This is a genomic window from Bacillus sp. z14 (2026), assembly GCF_058313575.1.
In genome coordinates, this window is record NZ_JBZFQK010000002.1 from 353,087 (window position 1) to 370,343 (window position 17,257).

The 17,257-nt window shown below is 36.7% G+C and carries 19 protein-coding genes, 1 tRNA gene and 1 pseudogene; 15 read left to right on the forward strand and 6 right to left on the reverse strand.

What is annotated here, in order from left to right:
- Positions 1 to 41 precede the first annotated feature (41 nt).
- From AC4G3O_RS07770 to ulaA, 3 genes are read left to right on the forward strand one after another with little or no spacing between them, the layout of a single operon-like run.
- The gene (locus tag AC4G3O_RS07770) at positions 42 to 491 is read left to right on the forward strand and encodes a PTS sugar transporter subunit IIA (protein WP_181161978.1); all 450 of its coding nucleotides are present in this window, start codon (positions 42 to 44) and stop codon (positions 489 to 491) included.
- Between the two features lie 11 nt (positions 492 to 502).
- A complete protein-coding gene (locus AC4G3O_RS07775) occupies positions 503 to 775 on the forward strand; it encodes a PTS sugar transporter subunit IIB (protein WP_066101225.1) in 273 nt (90 codons plus the stop codon).
- A 1-nt stretch (position 776) separates the two neighbouring features.
- On the forward strand, positions 777 to 2,033 hold the full coding sequence (ulaA, locus tag AC4G3O_RS07780) for a PTS ascorbate transporter subunit IIC (protein ID WP_066101224.1): 1,257 nt from the start codon (positions 777 to 779) through the stop codon (positions 2,031 to 2,033).
- A gap of 104 nt (positions 2,034 to 2,137) precedes the next feature.
- On the opposite strand, the gene AC4G3O_RS07785 is transcribed toward ulaA, so the two are convergent.
- Positions 2,138 to 2,743, reverse strand: a complete 606-nt coding sequence (locus AC4G3O_RS07785; protein ID WP_066101221.1) for a hypothetical protein — start codon at positions 2,741 to 2,743, stop codon at positions 2,138 to 2,140.
- A gap of 296 nt (positions 2,744 to 3,039) precedes the next feature.
- On the opposite strand from AC4G3O_RS07785, the gene AC4G3O_RS07790 reads away from it, so the two are divergent.
- Complete coding sequence (locus AC4G3O_RS07790; RefSeq protein ID WP_254654680.1) at positions 3,040 to 3,327, forward strand: hypothetical protein; 288 nt, start codon at positions 3,040 to 3,042, stop codon at positions 3,325 to 3,327.
- A gap of 310 nt (positions 3,328 to 3,637) precedes the next feature.
- On the opposite strand, the gene AC4G3O_RS07795 is transcribed toward AC4G3O_RS07790, so the two are convergent.
- Positions 3,638 to 3,710 (reverse strand) — tRNA-Val (locus AC4G3O_RS07795).
- 798 nt (positions 3,711 to 4,508) lie between these two features.
- Here AC4G3O_RS07795 and AC4G3O_RS07800 point away from each other — a divergent pair.
- From AC4G3O_RS07800 to AC4G3O_RS07810, 3 genes and pseudogenes are all read left to right on the forward strand, one after another.
- Positions 4,509 to 4,746: pseudogene (locus AC4G3O_RS07800) on the forward strand (lasso peptide biosynthesis PqqD family chaperone).
- A 31-nt stretch (positions 4,747 to 4,777) separates the two neighbouring features.
- Positions 4,778 to 5,248, forward strand: coding sequence for a lasso peptide biosynthesis B2 protein (locus AC4G3O_RS07805; RefSeq protein WP_066101218.1), 471 nt, complete (start codon positions 4,778 to 4,780; stop codon positions 5,246 to 5,248).
- A 163-nt stretch (positions 5,249 to 5,411) separates the two neighbouring features.
- The gene (locus tag AC4G3O_RS07810; RefSeq protein ID WP_066101217.1) at positions 5,412 to 5,750 is read left to right on the forward strand and encodes a helix-turn-helix domain-containing protein; all 339 of its coding nucleotides are present in this window, start codon (positions 5,412 to 5,414) and stop codon (positions 5,748 to 5,750) included.
- Between the two features lie 369 nt (positions 5,751 to 6,119).
- On the opposite strand, the gene AC4G3O_RS07815 is transcribed toward AC4G3O_RS07810, so the two are convergent.
- Complete coding sequence (locus tag AC4G3O_RS07815) at positions 6,120 to 6,890, reverse strand: DUF4931 domain-containing protein (protein ID WP_066101215.1); 771 nt, start codon at positions 6,888 to 6,890, stop codon at positions 6,120 to 6,122.
- Positions 6,891 to 7,080: 190 nt separating this feature from the next.
- On the opposite strand from AC4G3O_RS07815, the gene AC4G3O_RS07820 reads away from it, so the two are divergent.
- Together AC4G3O_RS07820 and AC4G3O_RS07825 are read left to right on the forward strand one after the other, a co-directional pair.
- Positions 7,081 to 7,356, forward strand: a complete 276-nt coding sequence (locus AC4G3O_RS07820; protein WP_066101210.1) for a DUF2187 family protein — start codon at positions 7,081 to 7,083, stop codon at positions 7,354 to 7,356.
- Positions 7,357 to 7,462: 106 nt separating this feature from the next.
- Positions 7,463 to 7,798 carry a hypothetical protein gene (locus tag AC4G3O_RS07825; protein WP_066101207.1) on the forward strand — a complete coding sequence of 112 codons (336 nt, stop codon included), beginning with the start codon at positions 7,463 to 7,465 and terminating at the stop codon, positions 7,796 to 7,798.
- Positions 7,799 to 8,039: 241 nt separating this feature from the next.
- Here AC4G3O_RS07825 and AC4G3O_RS07830 read toward each other — a convergent pair whose 3' ends face one another.
- A complete protein-coding gene (locus AC4G3O_RS07830; RefSeq protein ID WP_140461185.1) occupies positions 8,040 to 9,296 on the reverse strand; it encodes an MDR family MFS transporter in 1,257 nt (418 codons plus the stop codon).
- Between the two features lie 169 nt (positions 9,297 to 9,465).
- Between AC4G3O_RS07830 and AC4G3O_RS07835 the strand changes: the two genes are divergently transcribed.
- The 6 genes from AC4G3O_RS07835 (at position 9,466) to AC4G3O_RS07860 (ending at position 15,956) form a co-directional block, all read left to right on the forward strand.
- The gene (locus AC4G3O_RS07835) at positions 9,466 to 10,368 is read left to right on the forward strand and encodes an AEC family transporter (RefSeq protein WP_140461186.1); all 903 of its coding nucleotides are present in this window, start codon (positions 9,466 to 9,468) and stop codon (positions 10,366 to 10,368) included.
- 517 nt (positions 10,369 to 10,885) lie between these two features.
- Positions 10,886 to 11,404, forward strand: coding sequence for a sigma-70 family RNA polymerase sigma factor (locus AC4G3O_RS07840; protein ID WP_491136030.1), 519 nt, complete (start codon positions 10,886 to 10,888; stop codon positions 11,402 to 11,404).
- Positions 11,397 to 12,671 (forward strand): DUF4179 domain-containing protein, encoded by a 1,275-nt coding sequence (locus AC4G3O_RS07845; RefSeq protein WP_066101189.1) that lies wholly within the window; start codon positions 11,397 to 11,399, stop codon positions 12,669 to 12,671. The genes AC4G3O_RS07840 and AC4G3O_RS07845 overlap by 8 nt, the downstream gene beginning before the upstream one ends.
- A 98-nt stretch (positions 12,672 to 12,769) precedes the next feature.
- Positions 12,770 to 13,276, forward strand: coding sequence for a DUF1643 domain-containing protein (locus tag AC4G3O_RS07850; RefSeq protein ID WP_066101187.1), 507 nt, complete (start codon positions 12,770 to 12,772; stop codon positions 13,274 to 13,276).
- 476 nt (positions 13,277 to 13,752) lie between these two features.
- Entirely contained in the window at positions 13,753 to 14,262 is a 510-nt protein-coding gene (locus tag AC4G3O_RS07855; protein WP_490551894.1) for a response regulator transcription factor, read from the forward strand.
- 383 nt (positions 14,263 to 14,645) lie between these two features.
- A complete protein-coding gene (locus tag AC4G3O_RS07860; RefSeq protein WP_491136031.1) occupies positions 14,646 to 15,956 on the forward strand; it encodes a C40 family peptidase in 1,311 nt (436 codons plus the stop codon).
- 108 nt (positions 15,957 to 16,064) lie between these two features.
- On the opposite strand, the gene AC4G3O_RS07865 is transcribed toward AC4G3O_RS07860, so the two are convergent.
- Positions 16,065 to 16,601, reverse strand: coding sequence for an SMP-30/gluconolactonase/LRE family protein (locus AC4G3O_RS07865; RefSeq protein ID WP_491136178.1), 537 nt, complete (start codon positions 16,599 to 16,601; stop codon positions 16,065 to 16,067).
- 29 nt (positions 16,602 to 16,630) lie between these two features.
- Entirely contained in the window at positions 16,631 to 17,032 is a 402-nt protein-coding gene (locus tag AC4G3O_RS07870) for a hypothetical protein (RefSeq protein ID WP_491136032.1), read from the reverse strand.
- Positions 17,033 to 17,257: the final 225 nt, after the last annotated feature.

Here is a 17,257-nt window from a genome sequence, read left to right on the forward strand (position 1 = left end):
ATGAATTATAAATGAAGGAAAGTTTAGAGAGAGGGTGGGTCTTGTTAGATCAGATTTTAAATACACAGCTAATCCAGTTCAAGGATCAATTGAATACATGGGAAGAAGCTATTCAATTAGCGGCTGCTCCCTTGATAGAAAATGATTCTATTGAACAGACTTATGTAGATAAAATAATCAGTAATACGAAGGAACTAGGTCCTTATTATGTACTTGGCCCAAACATTGCTTTGCCTCATGCAAGACCGGAATTTGGTGTAAAACAGATGGGATTAAGCTTTCTAGTTATGAAAGAACCTGTATGGTTTTCGGATAAGGACCACCATAAGGTTCAGCTGATTATTGTACTGGCAGCGGTGGATAATCAATCACATCTAGAAGCACTATCTGAATTGGCAGCTGTCTTAGGTGAAGAATTGAATGTGAAACAACTAATCCATTCCAAATCCAAAGATGATTTTTTAGAGCAATTATTTTCATTTATACAATAGGAGGCAGCAAGATGAAAATATTAGTTGTATGTGGGAACGGTTTAGGAAGTAGTTTTATTGCAGAAATGAATGTAAAGAAAGCTTTGCGTGAAATGAATCGGGAGGCAGAAGTAGGGCATACCGATTTAACATCCGCCAAAGCGGAGACAGTAGATTACTATATTGGTTCACCTGAAATCATGGAGCAGTTAGAGGGAGATGGAAGGAAAGTCATTCCGCTCATTAATTTATTCAATGTCGAAGAAATCAAAACTGTTTTAGAAAAACATCTGGAGGATATATAACATGGATTTGATAGTAGACATATTAAGTACTCCGGCGATTTTGGTTGGTTTATTCGCTCTGATTGGTTTATTGCTGCAGAAAAGAGCAGCTACTGAGGTTGTATCTGGAACATTAAAGACAATTATGGGCTTCCTGATTATTGGTGCTGGTGCAACTGTCATTACGGGTTCACTCTATTTCTTTGGAAAAATGTTAGAGAAGGGCTTCGATATAGATGGTGTTATCCCGAACAACGAAGCGATCGTTGCGATGGCTCAAAATGCTTTTGGTACTGAAACAGCTTTAATCATGTTGTTAGGTATGATTATTAATATCCTCTTAGCTCGCTTCACTCCATTTAAATATATATTCTTAACAGGACACCATATTATGTTTATGGCTTGTTTGTTAGCAGTCGTATTATCGACAGGCGGACTAGATGGAGCAGCTTTAATTATAATTGGGTCTATTATTCTAGGATTATTAATGGTTTTAAGTCCAGCCCTGCTACAGCCCTTTGTTAGAAGGATTACAGGTAATGATGACATTGCGATCGGTCACTTTGGTTCATTCGGATATTGGGTTGCTGGATTAGTAGGTAAAGGAGCAGGGAATAGAGCTAAGTCAACAGAAGATATTCGAGTGCCAAGAAGTTTAGGATTCCTTAGAGATACATCCGTAGCAATCTCCTTAACTATGTTAGTTATGTTCTTTATCGTTTCGATTGCTGCTGGTCCAGCTTACATTGAAAATGAGTTGAGCGGCGGTCAAAACTTTATTGTATTTTGCCTTATCCAAGCAATCACGTTCGCTGCAGGTGTTTATATCGTTTTAGCGGGTGTTCGATTATTATTAGCAGAAATCATTCCTGCCTTCAAAGGGGTAGCGGACAAAGTTGTTCCTCATGCTAAACCGGCATTGGATGTACCAGTGGTGTTCCCTTTCGCCCCAAATGCAGTCATTATTGGTTTTATTTTTAGCTTTCTCGGAGGTATTATAAGTATGTTTTTACTTCCGTTATTTGGCTTGAAAGTAATTGTTCCTGGTCTAGTACCACACTTCTTTTGCGGAGCAACAGCTGGTGTATTCGGAAACGCTACCGGCGGCAGAAGAGGAGCTATGTTAGGTGCATTTGTTAACGGTATTCTGATCAGCTTCTTGCCAGCATTATTACTACCGGTCTTAGGAGACTTAGGTTTTGAAGGTACAACATTTGGCGATACCGATTTCGCGATCGTGGGTATTTTCTTAGGATATTTAATGAAACTATTTATGTAGATGCTAGAAAAGCATCGAACAACAGAAGAAGTGATAAATATTTTAGTTTTAAATGAGTTTTAACGCAAAAAAAGCAACTACATCATAATTTGTAGTTGCTTTCTTTAATGTTTTGAATAAAATTTTCTGCGTAGACCCAGGTATTCTGTTGCCGTGATCATCATTTGAGCTTTCTTTGCTTGTTGATGTGCCATTACAATGTTTGAGCATTTCATATAAGCTTGATCTAGTACATTCTTGACCTCTTGCCGTTTATCTTCTGCGATTTCATCTGGGAACCAATCATTTGCGAACCCTGTAATCATATATAATGAAATTACTTTTTCGGGGAATGATGTTGTATCACGATTGTCCAGTTCTTCTATTATCCTTGCTAAATTAGTGTTTGATTTGAGCAGGTTATAATAGCTTGCTGTTGCCTCGTATAAAGCGTCCAGCTCTTGTTTGTGATGTAATGCTTGGAGTGTTGTCACCGCTTCTTCAATCGTATCAAACCAATCATTTATTCCGGAGATTAAAAGGCTGGTTTGCGGGTCTGCTAACCCATATCCATTCATCACTTCGCAATCTGGGTAATGCTTTAACAATTCACTTTTTGTCGTGAAGATATCCCCGTGATAGGTCTCTCCTAAAGTATCATATACTTTATTGGCATAGAGACGAATCAGGTTTCCCTCTTTCATTTCCACTATCACTTCAAGCTTCTCCATCTTGCATTCCTTCTTTCATGTAGGTTTTGGATAGGATAGCAGCTATATTGTAAATTTGTTTTATAAGTATGTATCAAAAAAGAAAGGTTATATATTTACTTTACCTTCTGCTTAATCGTTTTGTATAGAGACAAAATATTACTAATAAACTGATTCTTTGAGAGAATCACCAGTGTATAACAACTAGTTAAGTATCATAGAGAAGTAGTGAAATTTAATGTAAATATGTGTTTAAATAAATGGAAGAAGGGGTTAGGTATATTCTTCTTTTCAAAAAATAGTGAGGGGTAATATCTATGTTCAAAATTACAAAGAATCCGTCTGGAAATACATACCGTGAGCTTATTGAATTGGCCTTTGATATATGTGATGAGTTTCATTTAGTTCTTAGAAAGGATATGGGAGACTTAACTAAGTTTGCCCCCATTCTACGAAAGTTTGATCCATCATTTAAGCTTATGAAAGAGCAATCTGAATGGGCAAGTAACATTTTAAAAGATAATCAAACTGCAAAAGTATACTATTTTTCCACAGATGAACATGCTAAAAACAACAGTTTTGGAACTATCCAATTCTCTATTTAGTTGGGTTTTCCCTAACTTACCTGGAGATTTATCATTTATTAAAGAAGGAGAGGACTGGCTGGCAACTAACTCTCATGAATCAGAGTGCTATATAATGACATCTGATAAAAATGAAATAGCCAAAATCAATGCAATTAAAGGTTTAACTTATGAAATAGAAGAAGATTGATGGCAATGGAAAAATACTCTCTCCTTTAGCAGAGCCTAACAAAGGTACTTGGCTATTTACAAGAGGATGAGACTTCAACTAAAAAACAGAAAAAAGGCTCAAACCCTTGATACATCTAGGTTTAAGCCTTCTTAAAAAGTATGATCCCGACTGGGTTCGAACCAGCGACCCCCACCCTGTCAAGGTGGTGCTCTCCCAGCTGAGCTACGGAATCAGAATACTAATTAATTTACAATAATTAATATAAAGGGTAAGTCAGTTAAAGTCAAGATGAATTTTTGTTGTAGGATCTTTCTTCTATATAAATACACAAAGCGATCCTTTAAATTAGAGAAGGAACATAGCCTTTTTAGTCCTCATGAATCTGTCTGACATTCTTCAGAGTAAAGTCTGTAATAATCATCACCAAGATCTGTCTAATAATTGGCGATTTTGAAAGCAAATTTATCATTCAGTTGATCTTTTTGCGCATACTAAAAATTATAAAATCTTTAGTGAATTTGTTTGACATAATTTACTAAAAATGATATTTTTAGTATACATCAGTTCTTTATAGAGAACTAGTGACTATTGATCTATGAATTATATCTATAAGTTTGAGAGAACTGATTGTAGTTTAGGATTATATCTATAAAAGATAGATAAACTCAATACAATAATAGGATGAAAAGGGCCTGCTTTGCTCCATGTGTTCTAAATAAAGAACGATACATCAGGGGTGAAGGAGAAAAAAGTATGTCAAAAACGAATCTTGAGTTGAGGTTCTTCATGTGAAAATAACTTTTGATGGTGGGCAAGTTAACGGTGGTCACAGAGGAAGTTGATTGTGTAGAGAAGGAAAAAGCCCTTATACAAATTTATCGTATAGGGCTTTTTTTAAAATTGGAGTGATGAAGTTGATTCAGGTATTGAAGCAGATGGTGTACCAGGCGTTTGGATTTGCAATCAAAAGTGAAGTTGCCAGAGTTAATTTAGCTTGAAGGATAGAAATCTTAATATATCAACTTTTATTATGTCCAAAAGGAATGTAGTCAGTGATATGGATGGGGAGAAAGTGATGTTAAGCGTCCATAATGTTAAATATTATAATCTCGGTGAAGTCGGAGGCTTAACCTGGGAACTAATGAATGAACCTAAGTATCGATGAGCTTGTGGATCGATTAACAGAAGAGTATGACGGAAGCCCTGAAGAATGTGAAAGTCAGGTTCGTTCATTTCCTGGATATGTTGAAAAAAGAAGAATTAATTGACTAAACCATTACTTCCTAAGGAGTTATGTTTATGAACCTCATTCAGAAAGCTCGAACCTTGCTGTCCATAGATAGTAAAACCTTCATGATGTATGCAGAAGCTTATTGTTCCTTGGGAGTGGCCCGGATACAAAAGAGTCTGCCCTTTTCTAAAATTGCGCCTAAATTGGGCAGAAAGATGGAAGAGACCTCATTAACTTATGTGCCAGCCCATACTGAAATCCTGGAGTTAGTGTCCAAAAGTTTGGAGACGATGAGTAGATATACGTTTTGGGAAAGTAAATGTCTTGTTATGGCGATTGCAGGAATGAGAATGCTCGAGCGGCGTGGCATTGAAAGTACTCTTTATATGGCAACAGCAAGAGATAAGGAAGGAAAGATGAAGGCTCATGCCTGGCTGCGGAGTGGATTATATTTTGTAACTGGAGCCAATGGGAAGGAAGGATACACAGTGGTGGGAACCTTTGCTAAAAGAATGGGGGATCAGAAGGAGAAAAAATGATGGATAGACAACCTTTGCACGTGACCGGTTTTTCCAAAGAGCTGAACCTAATGTTCGCCTTGAGCAAGGTACCAACATGGCAGAAGAGGATATGGAAAAAGTAATTAACTGTTTGCAGATGGTCTTAATGAAGTAAATAATCTGAGCTAAAGAGGTAGAGAAAATGATAGGAAGAAATATACAGGAAATACGTAAACGTAAAGGAATGACACTGACCCAGCTAGCTGCAAATGCCGGAATATCTAAATCCTATTTAAGCAATATTGAAAGGGGAGTGAATCAAAATCCTTCAATTGAAGTATTGAAAAGGCTAGCGTTTGTTTTAAATGCAGATTTAAAAACTTTATTGCGCGTACAAGAAGGTGTTGAAACCAATCAAAATATGAATCAGGAATTAATCAACCTAATCGAGGAATTAAAGACAACCGTAATTGATAAAGAACAAATGGATGAGTATCGGGCATTAATTGAGTATATTATGTGGAAAAGCAAAGTAAAATAATTGCCCAACCCTACCAAAATATCGAAATCATCCTAGCCAATGATGGATCAGAATTTATGGTTATACGCAGGATGGAATGCATAGTATAGATCAGTTAAAAATCGGTGATAATCAGTGGCCGGTCGCTGTTGATGGCCATAGGCTTGAGACTCGACCTTATTTGCTGTGGAAATTGGATTACATGCATTATAAATACGGGAGTTGGCTCTGGAAGAGTGCTTTTACGTTTGTCGTCATCTAACTCATTCTGTGGGAGGTTTAGGATTGAAAAAGCCAAATTTCCAGGTCGTATTTTGGTTGCTATATCAGTAATGAATGATGGAATTCAAAAAGCCTCCCGGTTATGACGGGAGGGAGCCTTGCGATAGCCTAAGTCTGGGTGAGTAATCTGGATAAATCTTTCCTAATGATATCAAGCCGATCTTCCATAAGTACCTGTGGAATTTTATAGCCGACAAACAAGGGAGATACAACAAAGCGTGGGATGGCCTTGCAAATAATCAAGTCATGAAAATGGTAAAAGAAAAGGTTATAGCTGGTGCATCCCTTATGGAAACCATCCAAAATATAACGGACCAGGATTTGAAGTTTATCAGCAAAATCATCAATCTCATCTAATGTGTTCAATATTAAATTGAATTCAGTAAAACCGATAACTGGATACTTTGATACATTTAACTCAATACCGGATTTCTTGTATACCTCTGTGCCTTCAAAATCAATCATTGCCATATTCTTATGGTAATCTACATGTTTCATTCCAATCACTTGCATATGGGCATGCTGAATGCTGCCGCCTGAAAAGGGACCATGATTCTTAAATAAGATAACGGACTCATACTCACCAGTCTTCTCCACTTCAAGCCATTTAGCAATACTGAAGCGAATTAATTCACGCATATGCTTCTGTTCATATCCCCTTATATCTTCGTGACATTGATTGGTTTCAATAATGACCGTTTGATAGGTATCCAGAAGAGTGGGATATTTATTCATCAACCAAATAATATCTCCCTTTGTCTCAAGAATATCGGTAAGCTCATCTCTTTGGCAAAAGGGGCAGGCTGCTGTTTTATTACGGATAGTTTCAGGCTTTTGACTGCCAATTGTACTTGAAAAATATAATTGTTGCTGATCCATACTTGCACCTACCTTGTTAACTGTTAAAACTCGATATGTTTATTATAAATTAAAGATATGTACGATTGTATATTTTTAGCCATATTATAGAAATAAAAAAAGTGTAAAAATACATAATAAAATGTCGATAGTAACAATGACATATATCTTTAATTGATTGATTATAAAAACATGGACGGTGAGTAGTGAAATGGATTTCGAGTATAGGGATCAATATGTACAGGGAGAAATAGGTGATGTGATTTATTTTAAAAGAGGAAATTTATTTATCTTTGGAGAAATTATAATACTGAGGGAAGCTTCGTGTATTGTGGAAATTTCTAAAGAATATGCAGACGAATTGAAACTCAACACAACGAGAACAGTTGTCAGACATGGTAATTATAAAATTATTGAGACCTCAAAAGTTCGCGCAAGAGTAAGTGAGCAACAAATCGATCCATTCAGTACACAAGTTTATCATTAAATTTACAATTCGTAGGGAGTGATTGTAAAAGTACCAATCGTGCAATGAAATCACCATTGAATATGCCTTTAAAGTTTTTTAAACCAAATTTGGAAGGAGAGAAGAAATGAAAATTAAATTATACGTCTTTTTAACATCTACCAAGGATAAAGAAAATAGTAGAAGCGAAATGATGATGAAAACAGTTGAGTCATCTTTCCGTCCGGTAATAGGAGACATTATTGAAGATCCTGGATTTGATCAGGGATTTCACAACGGATATGAGGTTGTGAAGGTGACGGTTAATTATGAGAAGAATGAATGCTATGTATCTCTTAGTCCGATGGCAATTGAATTAGAGGAAATTAGATTCGATGATTATATAAATAAGCTTACAGCCAATGGATGGGAAATCGTTTCAAAAGAGGATATATCAATGGCTAAATCTCAATCTCAACTATGATCTTTATACATATTATGACATCTTGAATCAAAGGACCGCGATTGGTCCTTTAATCATTTATAATCTAATTTTTATCTCAGGGCCTGTTGGTTTTCTTTTGAAAGGAGTTTGATGGTCTGTAAAATTAAACGTCAGTTCAGGAAGAGAATCCGGTAATGGGGGAGAAACTATTATTCATTTAAGGGGGCAATCACATCATGAAAAGAGAATGTGATTGCCCCCTCTCTGTTATTAGATTAGATTAAGCACCAACCTTCACATGGTCGGTGTCAGGCTGATTGGTTAGATCTTTCTTCTGAAGCAGCCACATGAGTCCTGCTGAAATGAATCCGAGGGATCCAATTACCATCCAGGCAGATGTAATCGAGTATGCTGCAATAAAGCTTCCCATAATCATTGGGCTTGTTGCATATCCGGCGCCAATTATCAGTGGGAGAATACTGCTGACTCTGCCTCTGTGCGAAGCTGGTGTTTGATTAGCTATAAAGGTCGAAGCATTGATTGCAATCATGATTTCTCCAATGGTCATGATGAAAATAGATACATAGAAGAAGGGAAGTATCGTGGTGAAGGCGAGCATACCAAAGGCAAAAGCATAGCACAAGGCTCCGGTGGCTATCACTTTTATAGGCCTTATCTTATTTGTCAGTTTCGTAATAATCGGCGTAAACGAGATAACCAATATACCGTTAAATGCGGCAAGTGTTCCGTAATAGGCTGCGCCAGAATCATTAAACAACTCCTCTAAATGCAGCGGTATGGTAAATGCCCATTGAGCGTATTCAAATTCGATACATAATAGAATAAAAGCGAACATAATTAATATTGGTCTTGCCCTCAGTACTTTAAAAACAGATCCTTCTACATGCTCCTCAAGCTTTCTTTCCGTTTTCTCTGTTACCGAAATATGTTTGGTTTTTGTCTCTTTTATAAAAATAAAAATTAATGTTGTAGCTAAGAGCGTAGCGATCCCATCAATGATGAAAACAAGATCTAAATGATTTTTATATAGTAGACCGGCCATGATTGGACCAACCGCAAAACCTAAATTAAAACCCATATAGGTTAATGAATAAGCACCTTTCCGATTCTCGGGGGTAGTTAAATCCGCCAATAGTGCATCGTAGGCAGGTGAGCACAAAGCAAAGAAGAGTGATGATAGCATGAGCAAATAGGCCATGGTCATCGAAGGCTCTATTAAACCTATGGATATAACGGTTATGCCTCCTAGACCTTGCGAAACAACAATAATAAATTTTCTTCCCAAGGTATCGGCCAGCTTTCCGCCTAAAATCATACTTGGTGCAGAAATAACACTGACTAAAGTTACATATAGTCCTGCTTGGGCACTATCCATGCCAATCTTCTGAGTGAGGATTAAAACAAGCAGCGGATGTACAAACCCTCCCAGACTATTAATAATTCGAGCAAAAAATATAATATAAATTTCTTTGGGTAAGCCTCGATATGGACTAAACAAATTTTTAAAAGACTGCATAATGCCTCCTGATTCCTTTAATTAAGTTCCAATAATTTCTATTTTAATAGATAAATAGGTAAAAGAGAATATTGTTTAAAAAATTTAAAATATTTTGAAGTTTTAAAGGAAGGAATTGGTATAATGGTGTGTGAAAGATGATAGTTTCAACCAGAGAGAAGGTAAGCAGATGGAGTTTTTTAATGTATTGATTCCGGTATTTGTTATATTTGCTTTAGGATATATAGGCGAGAAGAAGATAGGATTTGATCCAAAAACGATCTCAACGATGTCCCTTTATTTAATGACACCATTACTGGTGTTTCAAACGTTTTATACTAATGAACTGACCTTAGATTATCTTTATATTGTTATTTACGCGTTTGGGCTTTGTTTAGCACTTATGATCTTTGTATGTTTTATCGCTTTTATAAATAAATACAACATAAAGGAAACCTGTGGGCTCATTCTTGGTTCGGTTTTTATGAACAATGGTAATTATGGAACACCTGTTGCGTTATTATTGTTTGGCGCTGCCGGATTTGATTACGCCATCATCTTAATGGTCACCCAAAGTATCGTGATGGCTACAATTGGGGTATATGTAGCGGCGCGAGGAAGTGATATAGGCGGAGGGATTAGAGATACACTTGCAATTGTATTACGTATGCCTGTTGCATATGGAGCGATTTTTGGACTGTTATTTCAGTACACGGGTATTACCATCAGCCATTCCTTAATGACTACCATTGATTTAGTTGGAAGCGCGGCTATTCCGACAATCATGCTTGTTTTAGGTATGCAATTAGCCAAAATCAGTCTTAAGAATATTGAATATAAAAAGGTTACGTATGCACTAATCATTAAATTGGCAGTGGCGCCCCTTGTAGCGTGGGGAATTTCAGCCCTTTTGCCAATCGATACCTTGCTTAAACAATTAATGATTATCATGGCCGGAATGCCTGCTGCTGCAAATACGACGATGTATGCCATTCAGTTTAATACAAAGCCGGAATTTGTTTCGGTTTGTACATTTATAAGTACAGTACTTAGCTTAATCACTTTACCAATCATTTTTTATTTTGTTTTATAGTGAGAAGGATTTATTAGAAAGTGAAGTACATAAAATGGGATTAAACGAATCAATTTATATGAAATATTAGTTGTTCCGCAGAAAGGATGGTATTGGGAATGAAAAGAAACAAAGTATGGATTCCAGCGCTTTTAATGGGGGTAAGCTTGGTGGTATGTATAATGGCCCTTATCCAATCGATTAACTCAACTCCTCAAAGATATCCATTATTAGGCTTGATCCCCTGTGTTATAGGTGCAGCTTCTTTTCTATATATCAATAAAACCGCCCAAAAAAAGACTTTGTTTCTATGGTTCACTCAGATATTAAATATACTATTTATGATATTTCCATTGATAACACTTCTATACTTTATGTCCTCTAATTAGATTCTTAATTATTGACCTCTTGATTTTGAGGTCTTTTATTTATGCTATAAATCTTAAAACTATAAAATTATGGTATTTTTTATAATATATTGAAACTTTTTTCTAGGATAAACAGTCTAATAAGTAGAGAGAAAACAGGGGGGAGCCGCATGCATGAAGATGCTTCTTTAGTACAAAGGGCTATAAAAGGGGATGATACAGCATTTTTAACTTTATTAGATCTTCATAAGGAACAGCTGTATCGAATGGCCATTGTCTATTTAAAAAATGAAGGAGAAGCTCTGGAAGCTATCCAGGAAACGACTTTTCGAGCATACCGTTCAATTAAAAAGCTGCGAGAGCCATCCTATTTCTCTACATGGCTTGTAAGAATTTTATTAAACGTTTGTTCAAATGAATTGAAGGCCAAAAAAATACACCATCATTTCATTGGACAGGAAATGGTCCATACGGATGATTATGGTCAGCTTGAAATAGAAGAGGCGTTCATGTTCCTGGATGAACCATCACGTGAAATCATCGTATTAAAGTATTTACGGGACCTATCCATAAGTGAGATTGCGGATATATGTGAATGCCCACAAAGTACGGTTAAAACAAGACTTTACAAAGGCCTTCGGAAGCTCAAGGAACTAATGAAGGAATCGGGAGGTACCCGCCATGTATGAAAAAGAGAGACAAGAATTATTGGATTTAAAAAAACAAATGGAATATGTGCCTGTACCAAACGAAAAAGTTTCCGCAGCCATTCAGTCAGGCTTTAGTAAAGCCAAACACAAGAAGAGAAAAAGACTTATAAAATATACAGGATTAGCAGCGGCTGCTATTGTACTCCTGTTTTGCATTAGCCTGGTACGAGTGTCACCGTCCTTTGCAAATGCCCTTTCTTCTATACCGGGCGCAGAAAAAATTATCAATCTAATCCGAAACGATAAAGGCTATATGTCTGCAGTGGAGAATGATTTTTTACAGTCAGTTGGACAGACGCAAGAGAAGGATGGGTATAAGGTAACGATTGAATCCTTAATTGTTGATAGGCATAGGATGGTTGTTTTTTATCATATAGAGGGAGCAGGGGATGATATACAAATAGAATTTCCCGATCTATTGATTGACGGAGACGGTGTCGAGCAATCCATATCCTATTCAGCTCATGAAAATGGGTTCGGCTCCTTAGATTTTAATCTAGTGCATCAGCTTGAAGATAGAGAAGAAATAGAACTAAAAGTCCATCTGAAAAATGACACTAGCTTAATAGGTCCATTTAAGTTCCCTTTGAAAATAGATCATTCCTTGTATAAAGGTCAGCATAAACAGATGGCCATTGATGAAACAGTGACCATAGACAATCAGCGGATTACGTTTGGAAAAGTAGAAATTGATCCACTAAGTGTCAGGGTTGACGTAAAATATGATCCGAATAATACAAAAAAAATATTTCATTTGAATCATGTTAGGCTAATGGATGATAAAGGTGAGATATGGGGATCTACTGGCAGTCATTTTAATGAGGAAGAAAGTGAAATCTATATAGAAAGTAATTATTTTCGGAAACCCGAGAAGCTGTACCTACTATTCGATGGTATTCATGCTCTAGATAAGGATGAGTTAATCATTGAAGTTGATGAAAAAACAGGCAGGCTATTGAAATATCCATCGGATGGATTAGTGAAATCTTCTAAGATAGAAGAAAATAAGGTGTATATTTTCATGAAAATCCCCAAGAGTAAAGATACTGTTTCTGGCGGTGGAATGATAAATGATGGAACAGGTAAAGAAATTTCAACAGGGGAAGCGGAGTACTGGGAAATAGACGGTTTAGACGCTATAAGCTTCTACTATAAACCAGAAGAAATCATTAAGGGTCCTCTTAATATTGAATTAGACACCTACCCACTTACCCACAAAAAGCAAGTCAAGCTCCAAATAAAATAATGGAACAAAATTGTTCTCAATGATTGTTGGCCGGTTTTATCATAAAAGTCACCTGAGGAGCTTATACATAATAATAGGAACGGAAAGGGGGAAATCGATTGAAAAGGAGTGCCATTATAAAAGGAAATTATCGATATTCCCTAAAGAGGGAATGGGATGATTACAATTTAAGAAAAGCTGTCTTTGTTCTTTTACACCCAAGCGAGGCTGATGACAGAGTGGATGACCGGACGACCATGCGTTGTGTTTCGTTTGCTAAGAAATTAGATTGCGGTTCTGTGGAATTGGTGAATGTATTTGCCTATCGGAGCAGGGAATGGAGAGATCTCAGGAATCTGTCCTTGGAGGAGGCTACAGGTCCTGAAAACCGCTTCTATTTAGAAAATGCCTTACACAGCGGTTCTGAAATTATCGTTGGCTGGGGAGAAAACTGTACCATCCATCACAAAGATTATCAGTTATTATCGGACTGGTTTAAGGGATATGATCCTAACTGCCTGGGTACAACAAGAGAGGGGCATCCCCTGCATCCGTTGTTTGTAAGAAGTGATACGACCGTTCAACCCTATCTCTTTCCAAATGTAAGTTCGTTTAAACCGTCATGACAAAGGAGCTGTCGATTCATTTCGACAGCTCCTTTTTAGATAGATAAGTAGTTTATGAAGCAGGTGGCGGAGTTGGTATTTCAGTTTCGTCTGTGCCATCGTCCACAGGAGGATCAGGTTCTTCTACACCATCATCCGGATTTTCACTGTCTTCTTCCTCTTCTGGTTCAGTTGGTACATAGGATCTGGGGCAGGTTCGATAGCCGGTGTCTCAGCTTCCGGTGTTTCAGGTTCAGCTGCAGGCTGATCGCCCGAAGGTTTGTCCGATTCTTCCTCTTTATTGGTTTCTTCTTTATCTTGCTCCTCTGACTTGTTTGTTTCTTCTTAGTCCCCTCTTGTAAACTCTTAATAATATCCTTTAATTCCTCTTCACTGCTATCTTCCATCTGACCACCTACACCTGAGCAATAGGAGTATACGCCCACCATATAGATAATCAGGAACAAATCATAAACATTCCTGCACTGACACATTATTTGAATAAATTAAAACCAGCAGGAAATGAGCTGCGTAATTTTCAGCCTATTTTTATAGAGGATGCCACATACGGTTTTCCTGAAAAATTTATTAAGCAATTTAATCTCGTATCCATGTTAATTGTCCCTATTTATGTTCCGGAAGAAGGTAAGATGATTGGCGGCATTTTACTAGATAAAGGGCCAGGGCGGAAATTTGAGCGAGATAGGAGCTTGTATCCCGCATTAATGAAATTTGGGCAAAGTGCAGGAGAGCTGTTGCTTAGGTTTACGAACCCTGAAAATTCTGTAACACAGAATGATTTAAATCGTAAACTATCATTTTCTCCTTGTGAGGTTGATATTATTAAGTTATTGGCTGCAGGAGCGTCTACAACAGAGGCAGCTGTTCAGCTTTATTTAAGTGAGTATACAGTCAGAGACTATATTTCAATCATTATGAGAAGGCTGGATGCCAAAAATCGAACAGAAGTAGCTGTAAAGGCTATTAGAATGGGAATTATAGATTAGAAATCTGGAAATAAGAGGATTAATAGAAAATACTTAGATAGTTTAGATGTTTTATTAAAATAATAAGTTAGATTTGATTCGCCAATAATCACGGGATTTTTAAGTGGATTTTAGCTTAATTTTCTTCTTCTGTTAAAAGTAATTTACATTTATTTTACTAAATAAATTACTTTTTGTAAGTTTTTTTATAGAATCGAAGTTATTTATACCCTATTATTACAAAATAAAAACTTGTAACATGTTTTTGAAACATAATTGTAATATTACTATAACTTATTTGTTAAATTAGCATGATATACTTATCCATGTTAGATAAATAGATAAATAGAAATGGTATGAAAGACCCGATAAATTAAAAAAACTAGGAAGCAGGTAATATCTTAATGATGAATAAAAGAATTATTGCGCTAAGTACGGCTTTATTGCTTGGGTTCAGCAGTTACATAGGCATTCCATCAGCAAGTGCTGCAAAAGACCCGGCCAGGCAAGCTGAGGTTGATAAAGCTCAAGCTGCTTTAAATGAGGTACAAGCTGAAATTTCTACTCTGAATACTCGTATTGATCAAATCAACCAGGCTGTTAAAGATAATCAGAACATGATTAATAAAACAGAAGATGATATTGTCAAAACGGAAAAACAAGTAGAGACTTTAGATAATGAAATTACCGAACTGGAAGAAAAAAATGAAAAACGCCAAGAAATTTTAAAGAAGCGTGCTGTTACATACCAACAAACAAATGGTAACGTCAGCTATTTAGAAGTCATTTTTGGATCTACTAGTTTTGGAGATTTTATTGAACGAATCGGAGCCGTTTCAACAATTGTTAAAGCGGACCGTCAATTGATCGATGAAATTCAAGAGGATCAGACTAAACTTGAGGATAAACAAGCAACAGTAGAAGAAAAGCTTACTGGTTTAAAGGATATGAAAACTGAGCTTGTTGGTATGCAGCAGGATATTAAGCAACAACAAGATCAAACAAACTCTTTGAAGAAAGAGCTTAAAGTTAAGGAAGAAGAAAGTCAACGTCAATTAGCAGATGCTAAAGCAAGAAATATCGATATTGTGGTAGAGCCAGTTGTTGTAAAAGAAACTTCCAATGTAAAAGAGAAAGTTGAAAAGATCGCTGATACTCAAAAAGAAGAAACAAACTCTTCAACTAAGAATGAAACAACAAATAAAGTGAATTCCAGCTCTAAAGAAGAAGCTGTAAACACTTCGAAGAACGAACAAACTAGCTCTAAACCAGCTAATTCAAACTCTTCTAATAAGAAGCCAAGTTCTACTAATAGTTCTACCCAAAATAAAAATATTCAAACCGTTATAACTGCAGGCAATAAATATATTGGGAACTCCGTATATGTATTCGGCGGCGGAAGAACTCAAGCTGATATTGCAGCAGGACGCTTTGATTGCTCCGGTTTTGTTAGCTGGGCATTTAAACAAGGTGGATATTCTGTACCAGCGAGCACAGATGCTCTGAAACATGCTGGAAGACAGATTCCAACAAGCCAAATGCAACCGGGAGATATGGTTTTCTTCGATACGTATAAAAAAGACGGTCACGTCGGCATTTATGTTGGCGGTGGAAAATTCATCGGTTCCCAAAGCTCTACTGGTGTAGCAATTGCCAGCCTTAAAACAGGATACTGGAAACAAAAATTTAACGGACGTGTTGTGCGCGTTCATTAATAATCAATAGAAAATTTTTAAGGAACGCCCATCTAAGGCGTTCCTTTTTGTATTTGAACTAGGTTTGAAATTGTGTGTTAAAAAGCTCAGCTATGGGCTACTTACTTTCTATTGTAATCCATATGGTTGTGATCCCTCTTTTTTTACAGGAATTCGCCACACTTCATTTTTTGAGGATTCAGTAATATACAAGTACCCGTCATGAAAGGCTAGATTAGTTATAAATGTTCCAGCACCGACAGGCAGACGAATAACCCCGTATTTAAATCCATCTGAGTCCTGGACTACAATTTCACCGGCTTGAAAATGAGCTATATATAAATTTCCCTCAGTATCGACTGCTAAGCCATCAGGACCGATTCCGCCCTCAAATTGCCCAAAGATAAAAGCAGTTTCAGGTGAAGAAAGGGCATTTTTGGAAGGGACAGAGAGTACTCTGTTTTTATTAAACTCAGAGATATAAACACGTTGGCGATTTGCGGAGATAGCGATCCCGTTCGGATAAGCTATGTTTTCGGCAAACAGTTGCGCTTCATTGCTATTTGGAGGAAGATAAAAAACGCGACCGACGGGGTGAGTTGCACTAGAACCCATTGGTTCAGTGAAATACAGGCCCCCATCTTCATCAAATACTAAATCATTCAGCCCTTTTAAAGGTTCCCCATTAAAAGAATCTACTGCGACTGTACTTTCTTCGTATTAGGATTATAGGCATGTATAACCCCGGTTAAATCTGTTATAAATAACCTTCCGTCCTTATGGAACTTTGCACCAACAGGACTGGGAAATTGTTTTACTACTTCTATTTTATTTTTTTTTATAGTGAGAAGTTCACCGGTTGTTGGACTGACCAGCCAGATATTTCCTTTGCGGTCGAAATTTATTCCTTCAATAAACCCTTCATCGCCTTTTGCGATTTTTTCCCATTTTGCTTTTGGGGGAATAATTTCAGAAAGTTGATGTCTTTCTCCTTTTGGTACAGGCTTTGTTTCATACCATCCTTTTGCACCTACATAGGTTCCAGTTAGTAACATAATTCCACATAGTACAGATAGAGAGAACCATCTTTTTTTCAAATCTAGAATGCCTCCTTTTTATTGGTTATTAATCATGGTTGTATAACATGCTGTATCAACAAAGATTTTAACTATTAACTAGAAATATACATGGAAGAAGGTGGTAAAATAATATGAAAAATCATTGGTATATTTGTCATTCTCCGTAACTATTTCATCTATACTGGATGTGGGGAATTTGTTAAAATAATGTATTTCACTTGCGATATGGAAAATATCGGGGAT